Consider the following 21,317-nt stretch of genomic DNA (forward strand, 5'->3'; position numbering starts at 1 on the left):
TTCAGTTCCACACACCAATTTCTAAGATGTTTTCAAGTAGCTTATCATCCCTCGCAAGCAAGCGAAGCGGTATATCAAACCCTCCATCGAAAGTGGCAAATTCTTCTCCCATGTGTAAACACAAGTAGCTATAAATCTTCTCTGAACTGTCCGCAGATGCCTTATCGAGATCTAAAGGATCATGTAATTTTTTACTCAAGATATCTCTCACACCTTGAGATGCAACAAAGCAATGTTTCTCAACCGATTCATCTGAATAGACACCATAGCGATATAGTTCTCGCAGTATAAAGTTAGCACCTATCCCCAATGTGGCTTTTAACTCTGGTGGAGCAAAACTACTACCGGCACCAGAGAGTTCAGCACTTGATGCTGGTTGTATTAGTGCTTTGATATTCGGCATTCCCTGTTCAGCCATCCAAAACAGTTCTATGTAATCCTCTAAGTGACTCGAGAATCGGTATAGAGGCAATATCTGAAGCCATGTTCTATACGTATCTGATGTAACGGCTTGTTCGAGATACTGATCCATAACATCAAACCATTTAGAGGGATCGTTCACATCTGAGAATACAGACCACCAACCTTTGTCCTCGAAGTGCTTAAGAGCTGCGCTATGTTGCTGTTCTGTAGTACGCCCAATCGTCTGACATGAACCCAAAAAGAATAATTTTAGCCATGCCGGCTTGTAAACATCTGGCTGCTCATCTAACTTAATCGACTCCCAATCAAAAACACCCGATGGGTAAAGTCGATTCTGGTAGTTGGTAAGTTCTACATCCCGGTTAGACACCCACCAATTATAGATCTTCATCAAGGCTTCTTTTGTCGATAAGCTCGATTGCCCCTCGGATTTCAACTGCTGGCTAACTCGACGTTCGACCTCTTTGTCTGAAACCAAACGTACGTTCCTAAACATATCTATTTGCTTTTTATTCCAACCCCATTTTTCGAGGTGCTTCACATCTATATCCCAGATCCAATTCGGTTTGGCGTGTGTCTTTATAAGCTCAGCGAGTTTGCCAGATAAATCTCCGCTTACAATGTACTCACAAAGCGCTCGTACCTTATTTGGGTTTTCCTTGAGATCATTACGACAGGCCCAGTCATGCAACATATCAACGTTGTATGGCGTGGTATCTCTACGACAGAATTCAAGCAGCTTCTTAGAGTTGGTGTATGACTCTGCTGCAATATATTCATCCGGAGTAAATTTGATTACTTTCTCCTCATCTGAATTTGCAGCTTGTTTATCAGTAAGTAATGTATGCTTTATCCCTCGATAAGAGCCATTGCGGGTTTGAATTTTTAACTCACCAAGCTTTTTACGGAAATCGTCCACCTGCTCATGTGTCGCCTTGTTATTTTTAAGAGCCTTTTCAAATTCAGGGTTAAAAACAGGCTGCAACTGCTCTGCTAAAGCTGGCGTAAGTTCACCATTATCAAGTGTCATGTCCAGCACTTGATTCAAGTCGAGCGTGGCTAATTCTACCTTAAGCTTATTAAGTTGCTTGCCGTAGGTGTTACAAACCAATTTATTTGTTTTGAGTAGTTCAGTAATAACCGGCAAGTGTTCTAAATGAGTTAAAACTTGTTCAAGTAAATCACTCGCTTCGTACTTGAGCGACTTGAGTGTCGTGAGCTTGGTTTTGTCTGAGTTTAGGCCTGTCGGAAAAACTGGGAACGAATAGTAGAAGTCCACAATTCCACCCTCGCCTTTAAAGAGGCGATAGGTATGATCAGCGGTTTTCTCTCCTTCGATCGGCAATGCCGGCCCACTGCCCCACATAGCCTTCCACAAACTGCCCCAGAAATCGATAAGGCTGACTCCTTCATCCAACTGGAGCTCAGTTCTCACAACTTGCCAGTTTGATTTTGTCTCTTGATATATCGCTTCTAATCTTGATTTTAATTCACGCCCCAACCTTTCAAACAAAGGGCCATTACTGGTTGAGGATACATGAAGATGGTTACGGCCCTTGTCGACTTGAAAATCTGCATTAATAGCGATTCCGATACCAAAATCCCCCATCAATGGTGCTAAATTCCAGAGCTTCGGAACTTTTTTACCTAGGGTAGTGAAGCCTTTCCCGCTAAGCCCAAAAACAAATCGTCCTGAATCAGTCTCAATTTGTAAAATTTTAATTAGTTGGTAGCCCTTCTTGGACGGAAGTTGAATATTACCTACTTTCAAACCTTTCATAGAAGACAGTTTGATCGGCTCCCAGGTAAATAACTCGCCATTAAAATCGATAGTATGAATTTTCTTGGCAAAAACAGAAACTAAACCCGCTCGTATCTTAAAGCTTTCGAGCACTCTGTTCGCATTAACTCCCTTATTCAAAGGAAGTGAAATGATAGTCGGTCGAATCGGCTTGTTTAGAGGCTCATTCCTGGCTTGCTCAAACAGTTCCTCGTGCTTAGGGCTCAGTACAGGTAGCAGTCCCCCTTCAATTTGCACAGCCAAGCGACCAGAAATAATATTAGGCGTATCAGAAATCAGTAGGCTGCTCTTGAAACCTAATCCAAATTTACCCGTCGCTGAGCCTTCTTTATCAGATTGATTTCTGACAAGCATCTTTTGCAAATCCATTTTGAAATTGCTACTTTTCGGCGATGACGAAATGTGTGATGAGCTATGCTGGTTAACCTCTCTCCCCCAATGCATAAAGGATAAAACTTCATCATTTACAGAAACCTTGAATACACCACGTCGATGTATTTCTTCCTTAGGATAACCAAGGTCTTCAAGCTCCAATACGGCATCATCGGCATTTTGGAATAGTTCAAATGGAACACTTGCTGGCTCGTACTGATCACCCAGTACCTTTTCTTTGATTGCTGTCAACAGCTCTGCTTTTGTACTCTCTTGTTCGATTTCCTCACCGATCTCAACTAAGACCCTATGTTTAGCATCTTGATCGTATAAGCAGTTACTTTCTGCACTTGCAACCAATAAGTCATTGTTTTCGGATAATAGGCTTTTAATTTTAGGAGCCTCTAAACGCAACTCTTTAAGTTGTTGCACAATCCCATCTAAAACAATCAACTTCGCAGCATGGATATCTAACTGCTCCGCACCGGAGAACTCATCCCAAATATGATCGAGAGTGATTCTTTGGAGGTAAATTTTCTCAAGAAATAGCTCTGCACTTCGTTTTAAGATTTTAAGTAGCTTTTCCTCGCTCATTTCATAAATGGACAATGTTCTCAATTGCACAGTTATCGGAGCAGAGTAAAACACTCGTGTTGCGCTCCAAACGAAGATTGAGTCAGCTTCTTCACTCAAGTGAACTTCAATGCGCTCTCCGAGAATAGAATCTTCCTCTATGGTCGACCCACTATCTGGTCGAATATCAAAATCGACCTTCGATACAAAGTTAGCTAGGGTGTCAGGTGTCCCTGCCTTTGGTCTCCAGTTTTCACCAATGGAGCCAATAAACTGCTCAATGCTTCTAGAGCCTATGTAACCCTCACACAGAGCTCTGATACCTGAATTCCCAGACATAAGAGCAAGAACCGAACCAATGGCGGTTTTGTTAGTGATGAAGGGTTCCCAGTCAGCGAAGTATCGCTTGATCTCCTCAAGAGAAGAAGTGTGATGACTAGTTTGATTTCTTGGCATATTGAAGTACTGCTCTAGCTCTTCCCCACTAATGCTAGACGGTTCAACGATCTTAAGTACATGCTTGATGGAAGCATAATCTTGTTCATGTAGCAGCGACGAATGAGTTATACCTTCCACACCAAAACACAACATTCGGCTTTCGACAAACTCATTGCTTTTTGAACGCAATGTGAGATTAGCAATAGATTTCAAAGGCTCAGCCTGGCGACAGATCATCGCTAATATAACCGCACGCAATTCCTGTATCGAATCAGGGCTTGAGATTGCCTTAACCAATGCCTCATGCAGAGCGACCAATTTAGTCGAATCGTCGACTGAGCTACTCAATTGACTTAACTCATCATCACTCAAGCTACCCTCTGGTGCGTTTTTAAAGCACTCAACAAGTAGTTCCCACCCTTTGTAGTCAAGCTGCCTAAATATTTGTGGATACTTACAAGCTTGTTGAAGCGCACTAGTAGTGACTCGGGCTTGACCTATAGCGTAGCCTTGTGAGCGACTGGCTGCCTTAATTGCTAGATTTGCAATATCAGCGTCACTCACTACCAACATATTTCGGATACTCTCAAAGCATGTTGAGCCATAAGTATCGAGTTCATCAACAAAACAAAACTCATTATTTACTTTGCTTAACACTGCAACCTTAGGCCAATCCTCTCGCTTAAAATCAAAAACCATACTTGGCGAAAGTACTTTGCCACCGCTGGTTAGCCATTTAGTTGTTGTAAGAGACTCTAACCTAGGATCGTTTGAGGCTAGCTTGCCAACCAAGGTCAAGATGTAGTCTTGAAATTGTGAAGGGTTTTCGTGTTTCAAAACCAACTCGATGATCTTTGAGTGGTCAAGCTTCTTAATATTATCTTTTTGTTGTCTCTGCACAGCTTGCGAGTGTGCAGAAACTATCCAGGTGATCTGATTTCTGATTTCGTCAGGGAGATCAATATTTGTTTCTAGGAAACAATTGTCATTGACTGAGTGATATTTTCCTTCCACGCAGCGATGAAGAGATAGTTTTCGCCATAACTCAGAATCTTCTATCTTCTCGAGGATAATCTCTGCGTCATGCTGGTCTAGCTTTAGCTCGTCAAATTCAAGGTATTGAATATCTTCACCTAATTCAGCAAGAACTGACTGGGCGTTCACTTCCTCTAGTTTGACAATTTTTTTCTCTTGCGGGGTAAGCTTTAAAGTCGCCGCCAACTCATGCGGGATAAGAGTCCAGCTTTGATCTAAACGCAATGAGTTTTTGTGAAGTCGCGACCACACCTCTTCATCTCCACCGATAGACCAAAGCTGCTTTGATAAGTTGTTATCACTCTTGCTACCGTGCATGAGGTATCGGATTGCAAGCTTTTGCTCAGAGCTAAGACTTTCCGAAACTTCCAGCTTTGAAATAAGATTCGAACGATACCTTGGAGCCTTCAATTCTGGCTTCGTAGCAAGCAACTCGAGTACAGGAACCGTGTTACAAGGCGCAACTCTCCCCTCGAATAGTTGTAGGTTTACTTTGCTATTGATGAATACAACTTTGCTATATTCCAACGCTTCAACGAGCACTCCTCCGAGGGAGAATGTTTTACCTGACGATAACGAGAATAATCGCTTTTGTTGAAATAGCTTTCTTAAGTTGGCAAGAGACTCTCGGTAAGGGCTTTGATTTCCAGCCACATACGCAGGGAACAGTTTCAACGAGTCGTGAAGCTGAAGAAGTCGAGCCTTCTCCTGCTCTCTGAAATTATTCAGAATAGAGTCTGTAGCCTTGGCTAACTGGTTATCATTTAACTCTTGCTTGCCAAGCTGGGTAAATACACTGTCTGCATCATCAAAGCTAAGAGAACCAGAGCTTCCGCTACTGTTGTCTAAAAATGACGGCAAAAACAACTTACTAGATTTGACCGATGCAAATACATTCCAAAGCGGCTGCTCTTCTTTATCTAGTTTCACAGCCCATCGTGACGAGCTACGGATATATCCGACAAACCTTCGAATAGCAGAACTATTTAGTGATAGCTTCGTGAGTGGTATTGACTTGAACGCAGACTGTGCTAGCTGAATCAGCACAGATTGACAGCGTTCTGAGTAAATCAATGTATCGCTTAATGTATGCATAAAGTCAGCCAGATAACCCAATAGCTTTTGAGATTCAAAGACTTCACTTTTCACTGACTCGAAAAGTCTAACGATCTCATGCTGTTGCCAGCAAGCATTCTTACTCGAGATAATGTTTGGCTTTTCATTTTCGACATATACGAAATCGTCAGCGCTTTCCATCAAGGCTGGCAAGGTTTGCCAGATACGCTCGTACTCACCAGCATTTGGTTTGGGTAGCTTTCGTACAGGGAGTGATATATCAACTAAATCCCAAGCTTTTGAACTACTCTGTAAACGGTAAACCCATTGGTATTTACTCGTTATCGGTCCGTGACAAGGGCTCCCCATACTATGTTGTAAAAATTGTTGGATCCCCCGAGTAAGGCTGTCAACTTGTTGTGTACTTAACTTCCACTTTGTGGCAGCTAGTGCGACAGTTGCAAGCAAAGACGGCAGGGTACCTTCGTTTGCAAGAAGGCGGTTCCACTCTTGAGTAATAGTTTTACTATCAATAATTGAAGGTTCTATCTGGCCTATCATTTTCCGGCCATGGATACCCACACGACCAGCATCGATAAAGAAATAGCCATGAAGTTGAACATCAAAGCTGATGTCACCCGCAATTTCCACTTCAAATATTTGCTTCTCTTTTGATGTATCTTCCTCACCAAGTGGCAAGAATACAGCCCAACCAACGGTTAGCATGGCGTGGTTGTCGCTAGGTTTACTGAGAATTACTGAAGCACAATGGGGCTCTGTTTTATCAGGCTTAACCATCTCCTCCCCTAACCTATTCCTTCCTCTACTTATAGGCCAAACTTCATTTTCTTTAAGGCTGTTAAACTTACTCGACTCTAGAACCGCCTCCGTACCAACAAAACTGACCTTAGACGCTGAATTATCTTCACCTAAATCTAGGTTTATCGAACCATTCCATTGAACGTTTCCTTTGATATTAGGGTACTGTATACGCCGTGAACTTGGGTCTAATCCTAAGGCACAATGAGTAGTAATAGATCTATCTGTCAGTGAAAAACTACACACTCTAATGGTATGTAAGCACTTCAGCATAGGTAGTAGCTTGCCAAGCTTCCTTGCTAACTTCGCATCTGTAAGAAAGCTAGGAACAGAATAGCCGTAATCTTCACTGCTACGAATGAAGTTAGTGACACTATCACCTCTTGCCTTAGAGATAGATGTGGAGCGCAAAGGGATCCATACAATGAAGTTCGAAGAGTCGTTGTCAAAACTATTGGTAATCACTTCAAGCTCTTTCTGAATCAATTTCACTTCATATTCAGAAAAGTCTTGCCATTGAGGTCTTTCATCATCCCAAGGGTTGAGTACATCTGCTTTGGGGTAAAGTCCAGTATATTCTTCCCAATCACTCCCAATAAAAAAGTACAACTCCCCAAAGTGAAATAGACTCTTCATACCTAAGCCAAATTTACCTACAGCATTGGCATCACTTGCCTTAGAACCTAATCCAAGAGTACGAATACCCTTTACATCTTTCTCTTCCAACTCAGCATCATTAACGAAAAAAATGGCGGGGTCTTTAAGTAGAGGATGAGTGGCATTGGTTATTCCTGGATGCCAACCCATAACCAAATTGCTAGCTTTCGCATCATCTGCATTTTGAACCATCTCTTTTAAAATGGGGAACCCACTTTCATATCGATCTCGCAGGTTGTCCGCAATTAAGTCAATATCAGCTAACGGATCATGTATAAGGTTTCTCATGTTGCCCCTGCTTACTAAGCTTTAAATTTTTAAGGTTCACCCACTTTTCGAGCTGTAGTTCTAAGCACTCTTACTCTCTTCAACTACTGCATTCGCATTCACCTTGCGAATCACTCCAAACAGCTCCACGACGGTGCCTTCATCGAAGAAGCCGTAGGCGCTTTCACCATGGTTATCAGTAAATGGTGGCTCGAAGAGTTGTGACATATCGAGAATGCCGTTATTAACTAAGTAGTCGATCACTTGATCGACGAATTGAATCTGTTCAGCGTTGTAAGACTCTGCATCAAGGAAGCTACTGAATGCTTCTTTGGCTGCATTCATGTCTAAACCTATGAGTTCACGGATAAATGTGCCTAGCGGCTTCTCTTGTAAGATCTTCTCACGGTAAGCTTCCACGTCACTCATACCGCTTGCATCCAGTAATAAGCCTTCTAGGACGTCTAAATCTGCTTGAGTGATGGATTTATTGCGCTTGAGCTTTTGAATCGTTAGCTGATCTTGGTGATCTTGAATATAGAGCTCAATTTTCTTGCGATACTGGGCTAAATCAACGCTTGGATTCTTGTACACGTTTGTCACGTCATGGACACCTTGAACTTCATCTTCAAAGTTGGTGTACACCATCTCTTTTTTATCTTTGTCCAACGCAAACATTAGATTTCGTAACTTACGACGTAGCTCTTCAAGCGTCACTAAGTGGATATCCTGCCAAAACTCTTGGGTCTGAATATCTTGAATAAGTTGCAGCTGCGCTTGTACTGCTGGAATCGTCGATTTCGCTTCAAGCTGCTCAGCAAATTCAACCACTCGTCCGCGGCTTGTTTCCGACAACATACCTTTCTCTAACAGATCCAATTGCATGGTTAACACCAAGCTATCGAAGCGGTGTGATAAGTGATTAAGTTGCTCATCAGAATTAAACGCTTCAGCTTCAGTTGGTAGCGCAGAGATTTGGCTCTCTAGCTCGGTAAACTTGGTGTCATCAATATTGTCCCAATGCTCTCTTTCTAAGAAGGGCTCTACCACTTGGCGCTTGGGTCTTACGATAAAGTTATCGAGATTCATGCCACTCACAAGGTGGTGCAACATGTCTAGTTGATAACGGTTTAGCTCTGTATAACGTTCACAGTCTTCTGGGTGTTGTTCGCGAAACACTTCATTAGTTAGCTTGTCATTGAGCAACGTACTAAGTAGAACGCGCTTCTCGAATACCTGTTGAGTCACGGGTTTTGCTACACCCACAGCTATGCCTTCGGGGTTAGCATCGAAATACTCAAAGTTCTGACAGTAATCGAAGACCTTGAAAGTCTTTTTGTCGTCATTAGGACCAAAGAGGTCTTTACACAAACGTGTGCCACGGCCAATCATCTGCGTGAATTTCACTTTAGAACGGATGACTTTGAAGAACACAAGGTTGACCACTTCTGGTACATCAATACCGGTATCCAACATATCTACAGAAATTGCGATACGGCAGGTTGGGTTCTTCGGGTCGAACTCATCAATTTTGTTTTCGTCGCCACCGAACTCATCGATTAGGCTTTGTGCGTAGGTTTCTTTGAAGGTGATGACGCGTGCGAGCTTGCCTGCCCATTTCGGATAGTTCTTGTTGAACATCTTCTCAAGGAAAACGGCGTGATCATTATTGGCTGCAAATACGATGGTTTTACCTATAACATCGCCACCTTCAACATGGATACCACCTCGATCATCTTTACTCATTAACTGAGCAAACATTTTTTCTGCGGTATCTTCGTTAAACAGAAACTTATTCACTTCTGATGGCAATACTTCGTCGCGATCTTCCAGTTCGGCTTTGTTTTCCCACTCTTCCTGTTCTTCGTCTGACAGATCTTTGTACTTCACGCCCTCACGTAAAAACTTAGTCGCAACAGAGATTTTGGTTGGTGGTACAAGGTAGCCTTGGTCATACGCTTTATCGTCTTCATAAGCGTAGGTTGGCATCCCTTTTTGTAGTTCGAAAATGCCATAGGTATCTTTTTCGACTTCATCTTTTGGTGTCGCGGTTAAGCCCACTAAGAAGCCGTCAAAATACTCAAAAATTTGGCGATACTTGGAATAGACTGAGCGGTGCGCTTCATCGACAATAATCAAATCAAAATGACCGACACCAAACGGACGTTCATCTGAACCACGGTCCAATAGATTCTTCATGGTTGGATAAGTAGAGAAGTACAAACGGCTGTCGATGTTGTTCTTACTTTGACCTGAATCCAAAATAGAGCAACTCACGCGAGGCAATAGCTTAACGAAGTTCTTCTTAGCTTGGGTAAGCAATGCGTTACGGTCAGCAAGGAACAGAACGTTCTTAACCCAATCGTTTTTCACCAACAAATCAACAAGGCTGATCACGGTACGCGTTTTACCCGTACCCGTTGCCATTACAAATAACCCTTTGCGCTCATGCTCTAGCTCAAAGTCTTGTAATAGTTTAGTAATGGCTGATTTTTGATAGTGACGGTTGGTGATCTCGTTATTAATAACAAGATTGCTGTTAGGCATACCATTTTCAAAGAAAGGTTTACGATCGGTACGGCGCTTCACCATAAGCTCAAGTTCGGCTTTGGTGTAAAAGCCTTGAACTTGACGCGGCGGGTAGAAATGATCATCCCACAAATGGGTATCATAGCCATTGGTGTAGAAGATAACTGGTCGCACACCACACGTTTTTTCTAAACAGTCAGCATAGAGCTTTGCTTGTTGTTGTCCGTCTTCTGCACGGCGATGAGTGCGTTTTGCTTCAACAACCGCTAACGCTGTACCGTCGTCTCCCCAGAGTACATAATCGACAAACCCAATCCCGTTAGGGTTAGCTTGCGAAATTGGTATACCTGATACAGGGTATTCACGGTCACGTTTATGTTCTAGCTTCCAGCCAGCTTCGTGTAGAAGTACATCGATAAGATAAGTTCGAGTTTCTTCCTCGTTATAGTCGTGCGCATCCGTGACTTTTTCAGCACTTTGCTTAGCTTGCTCTATCTGCTCAAGTAATGCTTGGTTTGCTGCTTTTAACGTTTCGTTCTCTTTAAGCTGCTGTAAGTAGGCTTCACGCTCGACTTTATCGTCTTGCTCTAGCTGCTTCTCTAGCTCTTTTACCCGTTTAATGCTGCTCAGTGCCTTGGTCGCTACGGTGGCATCAATCGACACTTGTTGTGGGATAAGCGCTTCATCAAATGGTTGAACGACAAATTGGTTACGATTCAACTCTCTGTTTGCAAAGGCGGGCGTATAGGTACGAATAAACCAATACAGCACATGGTGCAGCTCTTTCACCGCTTGTAGGGCATCACGCTGTGGCAGCGTGGTTTTACTGTGTACCGCTTCGTTACCCACTTGGATCACCAGCTTGAGCTTGGGAAACAAGTGAGTTTCTAAATTTTGCTTAAAGTCCTTATCATGAATAAGCGACATTAAAGTCGCATCATGACGTGGACGAGTAAGCCAATTATCAATATCAAATACGGATTCAACCATGAGTTCCAATGCATTGCGGGCATAGAAACCAGCAATGCGCGGATCAGTTTTGATGTTGCTTTCCGCATTTTGGGCACGAGTTTGAATCTCGGCACAACGCGTGGTGTACACATCGTTGCCATCGTTAAGGGCAACATCCATAAAGCCAAAGTTGCTAGTTGAACCGTTAACCGTATCTGACATTGAGTTTCCTTTTTACATCACAGCTCTTTAGGTAAAAGCTATTATTCGTTATAGGTTTAGCTCGCCTTTGAAGGCTTTTTGCATGAGGGCTTTAAAGTTAGATTCATGCAATGCTACTTCCGCTTTTTGATTTGCTAATAGCTCTCTAATGACTGTAATAGCCTTGGTGTACTCTTCTTGGCTTTTAAGGCTTGGTACGATAACTCTAATGTTCAACAAATCTGCCATATCGATTCGTTTTGTACCATGCGCAGCTGTCGAGATAATACCTAGTAAATGAGTATGCATGCTTGATAATGCCGCTAGCAAAAATTCACTGGTGATAGATTCAGACTTAACAGTTAACGCTTTTATATCTTGATTGATAGCAAGTTTTTTTCGAGTAATTGCCAACGGAACCGTATGTGCCAGAATCATTCCTCTAACGACAATAAGTATTGAATTTAAGGGGATACTTTTTAAATTAGTTTCAGTAAAAGTAATCTCATTAACATGATCAATGGCGTCATATAATTCTGGTACTTTCATATCCTTCGGAGAAACCCAAGGTACATCTCCAATCCAAAAGCTATCATTTGATTTAGATGGCGTAGCTCCACTCAGAACTGAAACAAGATCTTTGAGCTTCGTAACTTCAAAACCCTTCGGATTCATAACCGGATCACCAAACATATCGATAAACACTGACTGAGCGAGGCTGTTTAGCTCTTGCTCCATTTGCTGGCAGTCTTTACGTAGTTGATCGGCTTTTTCTAGCACCACTGCGATTTGCTTTTGGGTTTCTAGTGAGGGGAACGGAAAGTCAACTGTCTTAAGGTAGGTAGCTGAAATATTGGGTTGAGCACCGCCCACTCCATCTCTAATAAAGTCATTTTTCTTAGACTTCAAAAAGTAGTAAAGATAGTTAGTATCAACTTTTTCGTTCGGTACAAATGCAGCACATGCTTGGTTTGTTGCTGCTTCAATATCCAATATCGAACAAGCCCCAATAGTTGCACCATACATTGCCAGCAGCACAGTGTCCTTGGGAAACAGTTTTGCTGATGACTTATCCAAACCTAATTGAGTTATATACTCCGACGCTTGTTGAATTCTAACTTTGTGTAAATCGCCAGTTTTTATCCAAGGTATATCTCCATTATCGTAATAAGATTTTTCTCTACGACTGGGAGTACCGCCGGAGCTAATTTTGAACAAATCACCTAGAGTAACAATTTCCATTACAGTAATTTCTCCAACTCAACCACACCCTTAGCCATCTTATCCTGCAAGGCTTTAATACGCTTCAAGATGTCTTGCGGCGCATCGTATTGAACTTCCTCGTACACCACTTCTTTGTAGCGATTGAGGCTTAGGTCAAAGTCGTTACTAGTAATCGTATCGACAGGTACCATAAAGCTCTGTTCGGTCTTTTTGCGCAAGTATTCAGGGCTGTTGCTGTTTGGTGTGTTGTCTTCATTGGTGAGCGTGTTAAAGCGTTCAATAATATCGGCAATGTTGCTTTGCTCGTGAGTTGGTGTTTCGCCATCTTTAAAAAGCTGAGTACGCTTATCATCAAGTGAGTAACCATCCGCCTTCATGTCGTAGAACCAAACGTTATCTGTACCGCCACTGTTGGTTTTGGTGAAGATAAGAATCGCGGTACTTACCCCAGCGTAGGGCTTGAATACACCAGAAGGCAGTGAAATTACCGCTTCGAGTTTTTGTTTAGAAACGATTTGCTCACGAATCGCTTTATGCGCTTTAGTCGAACCAAATAGCACGCCATCAGGGATGATAACCGCCGCACGACCACCCACTTTGAGCATGCGAAGAATTAGGGCTAAGAACAGCAGTTCTGATTTCTCAGTTGGCTTTTTCTTTTTCACCTCGACTTTAATGTCGTTACCGTTTTCGTCTTTTTCAATTTTGTATGTAGGCTTAGGTTGTTTGACTACAGGGTTTTTACCTAACGCTCGCAGCAAATCTGGCGCGACAATGTCGAAATCAACAGAGCCTTTAAAAGGCGGGTTTGCAAGAATAAGGTTATAGGCTTCCGAGATATTCTCGTCACCTTGGTCTTGCAAACTGTCACGGTAATGGACGCTAGGGTTTTCAATACCGTGCAATAGCATGTTCATCGCACCAATACGAAGCATGTGTTTATCAAAGTCGAAGCCAGTAAACATTTCATTATTGAAGTGCTTGCGGTTATCAGGCTTGTTCACTTCTTTCGCGTGATGCTCTTCAACGTACTCTACCGCTGCCATCAAGAAGCCACACGTACCTGATGATGGGTCACAGATAGTGTCACCCACTTTTGGCTGCATCAACTCGACCATCATTTGGATGATGTTACGCGGGGTACGGAACTGACCGTTTACACCTGATTGTTGTAACTTGCTTAACAGATACTCGTACAGATCGCCTTTGGTGTCTTTGTCGTTCATGTCGATAGCACTAAGTAAATCCACTACCTGTGACAATAACTTCGAAGATGGGATCATAAAAATCGCATCTTTCATATGCTCGGCAAAGCTGCCTTCGTTTTGCAGGGCTTTAATCTTTGAGAACACACGATCGCGGACGATTTCCATCATCACGTCTGGATCTTTATCTTTGAAGCTGCTCCAGCGAAGGGCTTGCTCTTCAGGCAAGAAAGTTGGGTTGTTCAGCGGTAGACCTGTCGCTTGGCTACGACGTTCAGCCGTCTTTTGCAATTCATCTAAACGACGAATAAATAGCAGGTAGGAGATCTGCTCGATAACTGAGATTGGGTTAGCGACGCCGCCTGTCCAAAACATTTCCCAAACTTGGTCGATCTGATTACGAATTTTGCCTGTTAGCATGGTGATTCTCTTTGGTAAATTGTTACCTTCTTAACAAGAAGAAAACAACTTAGTGATGTGTAGGTCTATCGCGCGATTTTATCATACATAGCCAGCTATACGTTAATGTGCATCACATTGAATTGATCATAAATAAAAGTGCTATTTTTTATTCAGTTAGATAGTATCTAGCGCATCGATTGTTGTTAAAAGTGAATGATGATGACTAGAGGAACGCAACTCAAAATATACTTGGCGAACGGCTCTGTGACAGGTATTCGACATGCTGAAATTGTGAACTGGACGGGTCAGGCTATTGCGGTTCCTAGAGTACACATCAAAGAACTCTCTGAGTGGGAGGAAACTCAGCGGCCCGGAGTTTACTTTTTATTTGGTTACAACGCAGAGAGTGGCAATAGCCTTGTTTACGTTGGAGAAGCAGAACATATTCAAAAACGCTTATCACAACATTTAGCAGGAAAAGAGTTCTGGAATGAAGCCATTTGCTTTACCAATAAAGATGAAAACTTAACGAAAGCACACGTTAAGTATCTTGAAGCTCGTTTGATCGAAATTATCTTAGAGTCAAAACGATATGACCTCGATAATGAAAAGCAGCCACCGACATCTTCATTACCCAGAGGTGAAAGAGATGCCATGGAGACCTTTATTGACAACATTCGCACTGTTATCGGTTCTTTAGGGCACAAGCTGTTGGAATCGAAGGTGTCTCAAACGAATGCTCCCTTATCAAGCGAACCAGAGAGTATGGTGCTGCAGCTCAAGGTAAAAAAAGTCAATGCTAAGGCAATGCTTACGGATGAAGGCATTGTCGTTTTGAAAGGGTCTCAGGCACTAACAATAGCTCAGCCTAGTTTATCTAAAGGCTATACGAAGCTACGTAGTAACCTAGAAGATAAAGGGATTCTAGCGTCATCAGGAGACCGCCTAGTGGCAACCGAAGACATTCTATTTACTAGCGCCTCTCAAGCCGCCGCAGTGCTGCTTGGTTACCCTTGCAGCGGACCCGACTATTGGAGAAGTACTACGGGTAAAACACTGAAAGAAATTGAAGCGGAATCTATTTAGATAAATGCGGCGATAACTCGCTGTTTAAATTGGCCTAACCTCAGTTCATCAAATGCTAAAGTGAACCCTGCATTGTTTGAATTCATCATATCTGAAGTTTCTCCCCAACTGAGTAAGCTTGGTTGGGGTCGATTAGATTGAACGCTTTCCGATACAGGGCTTGATGGTAGGCGTTTTTCATCAATAGCACTCGGCACATTATTCTCTTGTTTAATGTACATGCAGCTATCAGGAATATCCTGCTCAATTCTTTCAGCAAACCCAATCAGACTTTCTTCAGCAAAGGTATACAACCACGCTTCTTGGTTGGGTGAATCATTGATTCTTAAAATTCGCCCGAGTACTTGCCTGAAGTAGAGTTCCGTTTTTACCGAACTCATATGGCAGCAAACCTGAAGCCTTGGAATATCCGTACCTTCACTTATCATCCCAACACTGACTATCCACTGAACCTTTGAGTGACGAAACGACTCAATTTCATTTAACGGATCATCATGGTGATAGGTCACTAAGCATGCTGATTGATTAAAGTGCTCAACCAGTCGCTTTTGAATGTCTTTAGCGTGCTTAATAGAAGATGCGACCACCAAGCCTCCAGCACTTGGGGAGTCTTGCCTTATCTGCGCTAGCTTTTGGCAACCACTATTCAATATGTAATTCATAGCGTCTTCGTTATGAATGACGCTTTGATAAGAGACATCGGATTGTTTCAGGCAATCAAGAATCGAAACGAAGTGTTGATTGTCACTACCAGCTTTAATGCTCAGGTGTTCATTATCTATCAAAACGATTTTAGGGCGGCGGCATACTTCGTCTTCAACAGCTTGTTGCAAACCGTATTGGTAATCGCAAACAACCTTACCCTCAGGGTCGGAATATTCAGCCATGACAATCGGTAGTCGATCAGAACGCCAAGGCGTGCCCGATAGCGCCAGAGTGTAACGAGCAAAGCCTTGGATCTTCGAGACAATTTCTAGCCCCCATGAGTTTGACCGCCCCTCATCATCAAACGAACAATGGTGGATCTCATCAAATACCACTAGTACTCGATACTTACTGACGGTGCTCCAAAAGTTTTCATCCAAAAAACGGATTGATTGGTAGGTGTAAGAGCCCCCAAGAGAACCCAAACCTCCATTAAAGGAACATTCGAGCTTCCATGAAAAGGTCTTTTGCATCCCTTCAGCAACAGTCAGAGAGGGCGAGAAGCACAGCACTAAGTCAATCATGCCTATTTCAAATAACCGACTCGCCACCTCGGCGGCCATAACGGTTTTACCCGCTCCAGGGGTTGCTTGACAGAAGAAGTGTGAATGCTTGTTTAAAGTGAATTTCTCGATAACTTGAGCTGCACACTCGGCTTGCCATGCTCTTAACATTGAGGAGCCTTGCTTTGCGCGACTTGCATCCAGTTGGTTAGTGCATTAATTCTGCCTAATAGCTTGGCTGAGCGTTCTCTTGCCGCATTAAATAGCGGCTGCATATCTTGCTTGTTGTTTGGGAAACGCGTTAACAACGATTGGTATTCCTCAATCTCGCCTAAAGTAATCGCCAACTCGCCTTCATGTTGCTTCTTCTCTTGCTCTAGTGCATTTAGAGAGCACTCTGGAGTTTGAGCAGCTATTGAATCGACTTTAGCTTTCCTATTTCTAGCCACTCTAGGCTCAATTGTGAGCGCTTTGAATTCGTTAGTTTGATGGTAGCGTTTGTCTCTACGAGCCCCGATGACAGAAAGCCAACCTTTCTCCTCAAGTGATAGAAGTTGCTTATAAACATACTTTCGAGCCTCGACCTTGCTCGGGAAGGTTGAAGCACTGTTTAGCAAAGCATCCCTAGCTTCTGTGACGGAGAAGTTATCCATCCCTTTCTCAATCAATAGGTTAAACATGTGAGGGTTAATTCTGGTTACTTTCTTCATGTGACTCTTACAGGCAATAAAACTTAGGATTGCTAAGTATACAAAAATCAGTAAAACTTAGACAATCTAAGTTATCTAAAGGTTGAAAAGAAATGTGTAAGTGCAAAAAGACAACCCCATCCCAGCGAGGCTCAAAGCTGCGCGTAAAAAAGCCAAGATCACCCAAAAAGATTTAGGGGTGAAAATTGGTATGGAGCAAAGTTCTGCTAGCGGTCGTATGAATCATTACGAGAAAGGCAGACATGTACCCGATATTGGTACGCTTGAACGTATGGCTGAAGAGTTAGATGTGCCGCTAAACTACTTTTTCTGTAGGAGCGAATTGAGCGCTGAGTTAGCGTGCGCCATTGATAAGATGAGTGATGAAGAGAAGGCGGTGTTGCTGGAGAACCTAAAGAGCGAGAAGTAATGCTTAAGCTTTAAGTCCATTTTTGCTCAATAACATGCTCAACGGAATTGCATCCGTAAATCGTGGGGCTAGTATCTTATCTTCTGAAGTAATGGCATTTAGGTTGTAAGACGATCCAGAGTCAATTTGATGAAGACGAAGCTCCTCTGCAGGACAATTAAAGGGATTATCCAAGTAGGGAAACTTAAATGAAAACGTGCGCGACAATATCTCTTTGTCTATCGTATCGACGTTCTCATTGAAACTCATAAGTAGTGCGTCTTTCAAGAAGTGCTTTAACGCTCGGCACTCCCCTCTACACATAATAAACAAAGGATATAACACTTCATTTGTTGTAAGCACTGGCGGTTCATCAAAGCCCATTCTCGCACTCAAACCAGCAATAAATTTAGCAAAGTGCTTTTTTTGCTCCAAGTCAAAATTATAAGATGTCGTTCCACTCGAATGGCTGTTAGCTTTCAACAGCTTGAAATAGTTAATCTTCCGTCTCCAACTTAATCGCGAATTCCATTGTGCCTCTGTCGCTATTACATCAGCATATGGCATACCAACCAGCACAAACGAGACTTTTGCTTCTTCACTTATATATTTGAACGTATTAGCAATAGCTTGCCTTTCTTCTGCTGTAGAAAACTCCACAAGCTCTTGAATTTCATTGACGATAATTAGCTCAACAGATTTACGTTTAAGTTGCTTTACAACAGCCTCACCAAGAGCAATTTCATTACGTCGTCGGGTACCTCTTCCACCTGACTTTCCATCTAAATCGACTAAAAACTGCGTAAGCGTGTTCTGTTCATTTATGCGGCTTGGCACTCTGGTGCTAAGAACAGGTTGTTTACTCCAAGTTGAACTAGGCGGGAAGCGTGATAGATAATTGTTAATCAAAGCCGTCTTTCCACTTCCGGCCTCACCAGTTAACAACAAAGACTCCGGTTCACCGCCAAGGGAGTGATTAAAACGAAGCTGATCGAAGATAGAGTAGATTTCAGTTATTGCAGGGTACTCGATAAAGCTGGTTTCAAAAGATCTTAGCTGCTCAAACTGGCTAGACGTTAAGTTCAAATTAATACCCCTCAATATCTTCAAAATCATCATCAGATAATTGCTCTGAGACATCGAACACTACCGTGGTTTCTTGTTTTACTGGAGTCGTATTGATTGAGCCTGGTCCGTCTGAGCCCACATCATTAAACTTTGCTAATTTCGAAGTATTGCCCGTTTTAGGCAAGCTAGCCTTATTGCTTTTTGCACCGCGGAATCTATCGGTTTCTTCCTGAATACGTTTCTTCATATACAGAAATGTATCCGCAAGCGCCTCATCATCAGCAAGCTGCTTAGTGTTAAGCCTGCGTACTTTTTGTATGCGCTCATGTTCAAAAAGGGACAGTCCTTTTGTATATCCACTGTTGTCTACCACTGGAACTTTTATGTACCTTTTTTCCGATTCTAGATAAACATGGATGTAGCTGATATCTGAAGGGTCTGTTTTGGTCTTAACAAACAGCTTTTTGCCATTGTTGGACGCCCAATATTTACGGTATTCAATAAGTTCGGAGGACTGATAGCGTAGGTTATGAAGCCTGATCCCTGCCACTCCAATAGTTCGGTGTCTAAGCAAACCTAGCTCAACTCTCAACTGCTCCTTCTCAGCACCAACGTAGTAGGAGGGAGTCCATTCCGATTGGTTCCACTTGTGGTATGGAATATCACGTTCTCTTGAATCTGGTGCCATGTGGTAATAATCGACAATCCATTTATGAAGTAATTCAAGAAATACAGAAACTCTAACCACCGCATCCTTCTTTGGGTTGTAATCTTGTAGTTGAGTAGGGTTGGTGAATGTTTTTCCAGGTAGTGAATTCACTAACCCTTTGTTCATCTGATCAAACAGTTTTTCTATCCCAGACTTTCGCCAAGGTTTAGCGGCTTGGCTGTATTGGATATCAGACACTAGAGGCCGTAACGAATCTTCCAAGCTTTGGCTCCAAAACTCGGCACCATTGTCGACAACTAAACAGTCAATCTTACCGTGGCAAGGCCATTCATTATCAATAGATGGATACCTTTGCTTTACCCAACTCTTATCTAGTAGCGAGTTCAATAGCGCCTTCCTGACAGAATCAAAACTAGGCTCTCTAAAGTTGATACTGCACCCAACGATACATTTACTGAAGCGGTCATATAGCATCGTCAGATAGGGTCGTCCCAAAGGAATATCTAGCTCGTCATCAATCAAAATTACTGGGACTGGTGTATGGTCAATTTCGACATACTCCATTGGTTTGGTCGAAACTACTTGCTGACCAACCGAGCGAAATTCTCGGTCTGCGTATCGTTTACCAAACCTTGCACTCGCTACCTCATAAGGAGGTAAGTCGTGTATTCGATTGTAAAAAGAACGTTCGGCAATTGGTTTTATTTTCCCCTCGACAATCCCACGATTTAATTGAATCACTCGACTCTTATAGTATCGATATGCTTCAGCAGCACTTAAGCGTTCACGAGTCAGGTATATGCTGTTAATTGCTTCATCAACTAAAGATTGAGAATCGAACTCTTTTTGTCGATTGCCTTTAAACGTATGCTTAGGAATAAGCGCACATGGGTCTTTACCCGCTTCAAAGTAAGATTTTTTCCAAGTTGCTAAAGTTCGCCAACTCGGGGGAATGAGTTGTAATTCCGATTCCACAAGAGTTAAGAGAGGGTTCAAGTTTTTCTCGGTCCATCCGCCTTTTAAACGCTTCTCTACGAACGCGATGATTTTGATACGACGGATAACTTCTTGCTGTACCTTCGGTGATTGAGAATCAATAGTTGAGGAGATTTCAATAGGTTCATGAATTAGCTCTATTGGAAGCGGCTGAGACTCACCTTCTGAAGCTTCAAACTCATCAAAGAACCCAAATATGTTATTAGAGTCCGATGGCATAGTTAGCACCAAACGTAAGTTTCGAGGCCAAAGCCAATATTGTTGACGTCTGTTTGAACTTGCCCCGAAGAGATCCAAGGAAGAGTAGAGATAAGTGTGTCCTGTTCCGATAATCCGAAATACAAAGACACCTCTTGTAGCTGCACCATTTGTTTACGTTGAATAAACGCTAACACTAACTTTTGAAACTCAGTAACAGTTCGCAATCCGGAATAACGATGCAGTAACTTAAAGTTATCTAACGTCGGTCCCATTCTAATTTGTTTCTCAGTAACCAAAACTAAGCGTCTGTTGAACTCATTCAACGCAACTCTTTGTTTCTCTTCAAATCTATTCCTGAAATCAGGTTTGAGAATCTGACTAGAGTGTTTTACTTCGAAGAGGGTTGACTGCTCGTTGTGATCTGTTACTAAAAAATCTGGGGTATATCGGCACTTACGACTATTGAATTGATAGTGGAAGCCAAAAGGTTGAGAGGTAAAACTTTTAATGTTTGCGTTATATTCGAGGTGAAAGCAGAAATCGAACTCCAAAATGGAGAGAGTGCGAACAACAGCATCATTCTTCAAGCTCATGAACTTACAGATGTTGTGTACGTGAGATGATTTCTTGGTTTGGTCGAACATAGCAAATCACTTTTGTTGTAAACCTACAACAAAAAATAGACTATGAAGACTTATGGTGCAAATATGAAGACTTATTATGCAGAAATGAAGAAAGCCTGCAATTTATGCGAACATATATTGCAGGCTTCATATGGGTGGAAGCCCCAGCCACATCCCGGCACACACATCGCCTGCTGCGGCTGCTCCCTTCCAGGCCTGACCGAGTTCACAAGTTAGTGTTGCGGGAGGACCAGAGCCTCCATAGATTCTTTTTCTAAGAGGCTTGCCTCAAAGAGTGATTGGATTATTAAGCATCGCAGCAACCATTGCAAGCACAAAGCGACTCTTTTTAAACAAATGTGGTTTAAGTGATTACCCTTTACCCAACACACAGCAAAACTGTCGGATAAAGCA

11 protein-coding genes and 1 other RNA gene are annotated in these 21,317 nt (G+C 42.5%); 2 read left to right on the forward strand and 10 right to left on the reverse strand.

Annotated features, from left to right (window positions below; all coding sequences use genetic code 11):
• Position 1: 1 nt before the first annotated feature.
• Genes L1D22_RS00585 through L1D22_RS00600 form a run of 4 tightly spaced genes read right to left on the reverse strand, consistent with a single transcriptional unit; the run spans position 2 to position 13,971 of the window.
• Positions 2-7,462 carry a hypothetical protein gene (locus L1D22_RS00585; protein ID WP_239828364.1) on the reverse strand — a complete coding sequence of 2,487 codons (7,461 nt, stop codon included), beginning with the start codon at positions 7,460-7,462 and terminating at the stop codon, positions 2-4.
• A 60-nt stretch (positions 7,463-7,522) separates the two neighbouring features.
• Positions 7,523-11,143, reverse strand: a complete 3,621-nt coding sequence (locus L1D22_RS00590) for a DEAD/DEAH box helicase family protein (protein WP_239828365.1) — start codon at positions 11,141-11,143, stop codon at positions 7,523-7,525.
• 48 nt (positions 11,144-11,191) lie between these two features.
• Entirely contained in the window at positions 11,192-12,364 is a 1,173-nt protein-coding gene (locus L1D22_RS00595; RefSeq protein ID WP_239828366.1) for a restriction endonuclease subunit S, read from the reverse strand.
• On the reverse strand, positions 12,364-13,971 hold the full coding sequence (locus tag L1D22_RS00600) for a class I SAM-dependent DNA methyltransferase (RefSeq protein WP_239828367.1): 1,608 nt from the start codon (positions 13,969-13,971) through the stop codon (positions 12,364-12,366). The genes L1D22_RS00595 and L1D22_RS00600 overlap by 1 nt, the downstream gene beginning before the upstream one ends.
• Positions 13,972-14,172: 201 nt before the next feature.
• Here L1D22_RS00600 and L1D22_RS00605 point away from each other — a divergent pair, with 201 nt between their 5' ends.
• Positions 14,173-15,039 (forward strand): GIY-YIG nuclease family protein, encoded by an 867-nt coding sequence (locus L1D22_RS00605; RefSeq protein ID WP_017100214.1) that lies wholly within the window; start codon positions 14,173-14,175, stop codon positions 15,037-15,039.
• Here the strand turns inward: L1D22_RS00605 and L1D22_RS00610 are convergent.
• Positions 15,036-16,418 carry a DEAD/DEAH box helicase family protein gene (locus tag L1D22_RS00610; protein ID WP_239828368.1) on the reverse strand — a complete coding sequence of 461 codons (1,383 nt, stop codon included), beginning with the start codon at positions 16,416-16,418 and terminating at the stop codon, positions 15,036-15,038. The genes L1D22_RS00605 and L1D22_RS00610 overlap by 4 nt on opposite strands.
• Positions 16,412-16,957, reverse strand: a complete 546-nt coding sequence (locus tag L1D22_RS00615; RefSeq protein ID WP_239828369.1) for a hypothetical protein — start codon at positions 16,955-16,957, stop codon at positions 16,412-16,414. The genes L1D22_RS00610 and L1D22_RS00615 overlap by 7 nt, the downstream gene beginning before the upstream one ends.
• A gap of 100 nt (positions 16,958-17,057) precedes the next feature.
• Between L1D22_RS00615 and L1D22_RS00620 the strand changes: the two genes are divergently transcribed.
• Positions 17,058-17,366, forward strand: coding sequence for a helix-turn-helix transcriptional regulator (locus L1D22_RS00620; RefSeq protein ID WP_050634805.1), 309 nt, complete (start codon positions 17,058-17,060; stop codon positions 17,364-17,366).
• A gap of 3 nt (positions 17,367-17,369) precedes the next feature.
• Here L1D22_RS00620 and L1D22_RS00625 read toward each other — a convergent pair whose 3' ends face one another.
• The 4 genes from L1D22_RS00625 to ffs all read right to left on the reverse strand — a co-directional run bounded on the left by L1D22_RS00625 (position 17,370) and on the right by ffs (position 21,159).
• Positions 17,370-18,464, reverse strand: coding sequence for a TniB family NTP-binding protein (locus tag L1D22_RS00625; protein WP_239828605.1), 1,095 nt, complete (start codon positions 18,462-18,464; stop codon positions 17,370-17,372).
• Positions 18,433-20,298 carry a transposase family protein gene (locus tag L1D22_RS00630; protein ID WP_239828370.1) on the reverse strand — a complete coding sequence of 622 codons (1,866 nt, stop codon included), beginning with the start codon at positions 20,296-20,298 and terminating at the stop codon, positions 18,433-18,435. The genes L1D22_RS00625 and L1D22_RS00630 overlap by 32 nt, the downstream gene beginning before the upstream one ends.
• 2 nt (positions 20,299-20,300) lie before the next feature.
• Positions 20,301-20,924 (reverse strand): TnsA endonuclease N-terminal domain-containing protein, encoded by a 624-nt coding sequence (locus tag L1D22_RS00635; protein WP_019820394.1) that lies wholly within the window; start codon positions 20,922-20,924, stop codon positions 20,301-20,303.
• Positions 20,925-21,062: 138 nt separating this feature from the next.
• Positions 21,063-21,159, reverse strand: an RNA gene (ffs, locus tag L1D22_RS00640) — signal recognition particle sRNA small type.
• Positions 21,160-21,317 lie beyond the last annotated feature (158 nt).

This window comes from Vibrio sp. Isolate34, from assembly GCF_022397915.1.
Classification (GTDB): Bacteria; Pseudomonadota; Gammaproteobacteria; order Enterobacterales; family Vibrionaceae; genus Vibrio.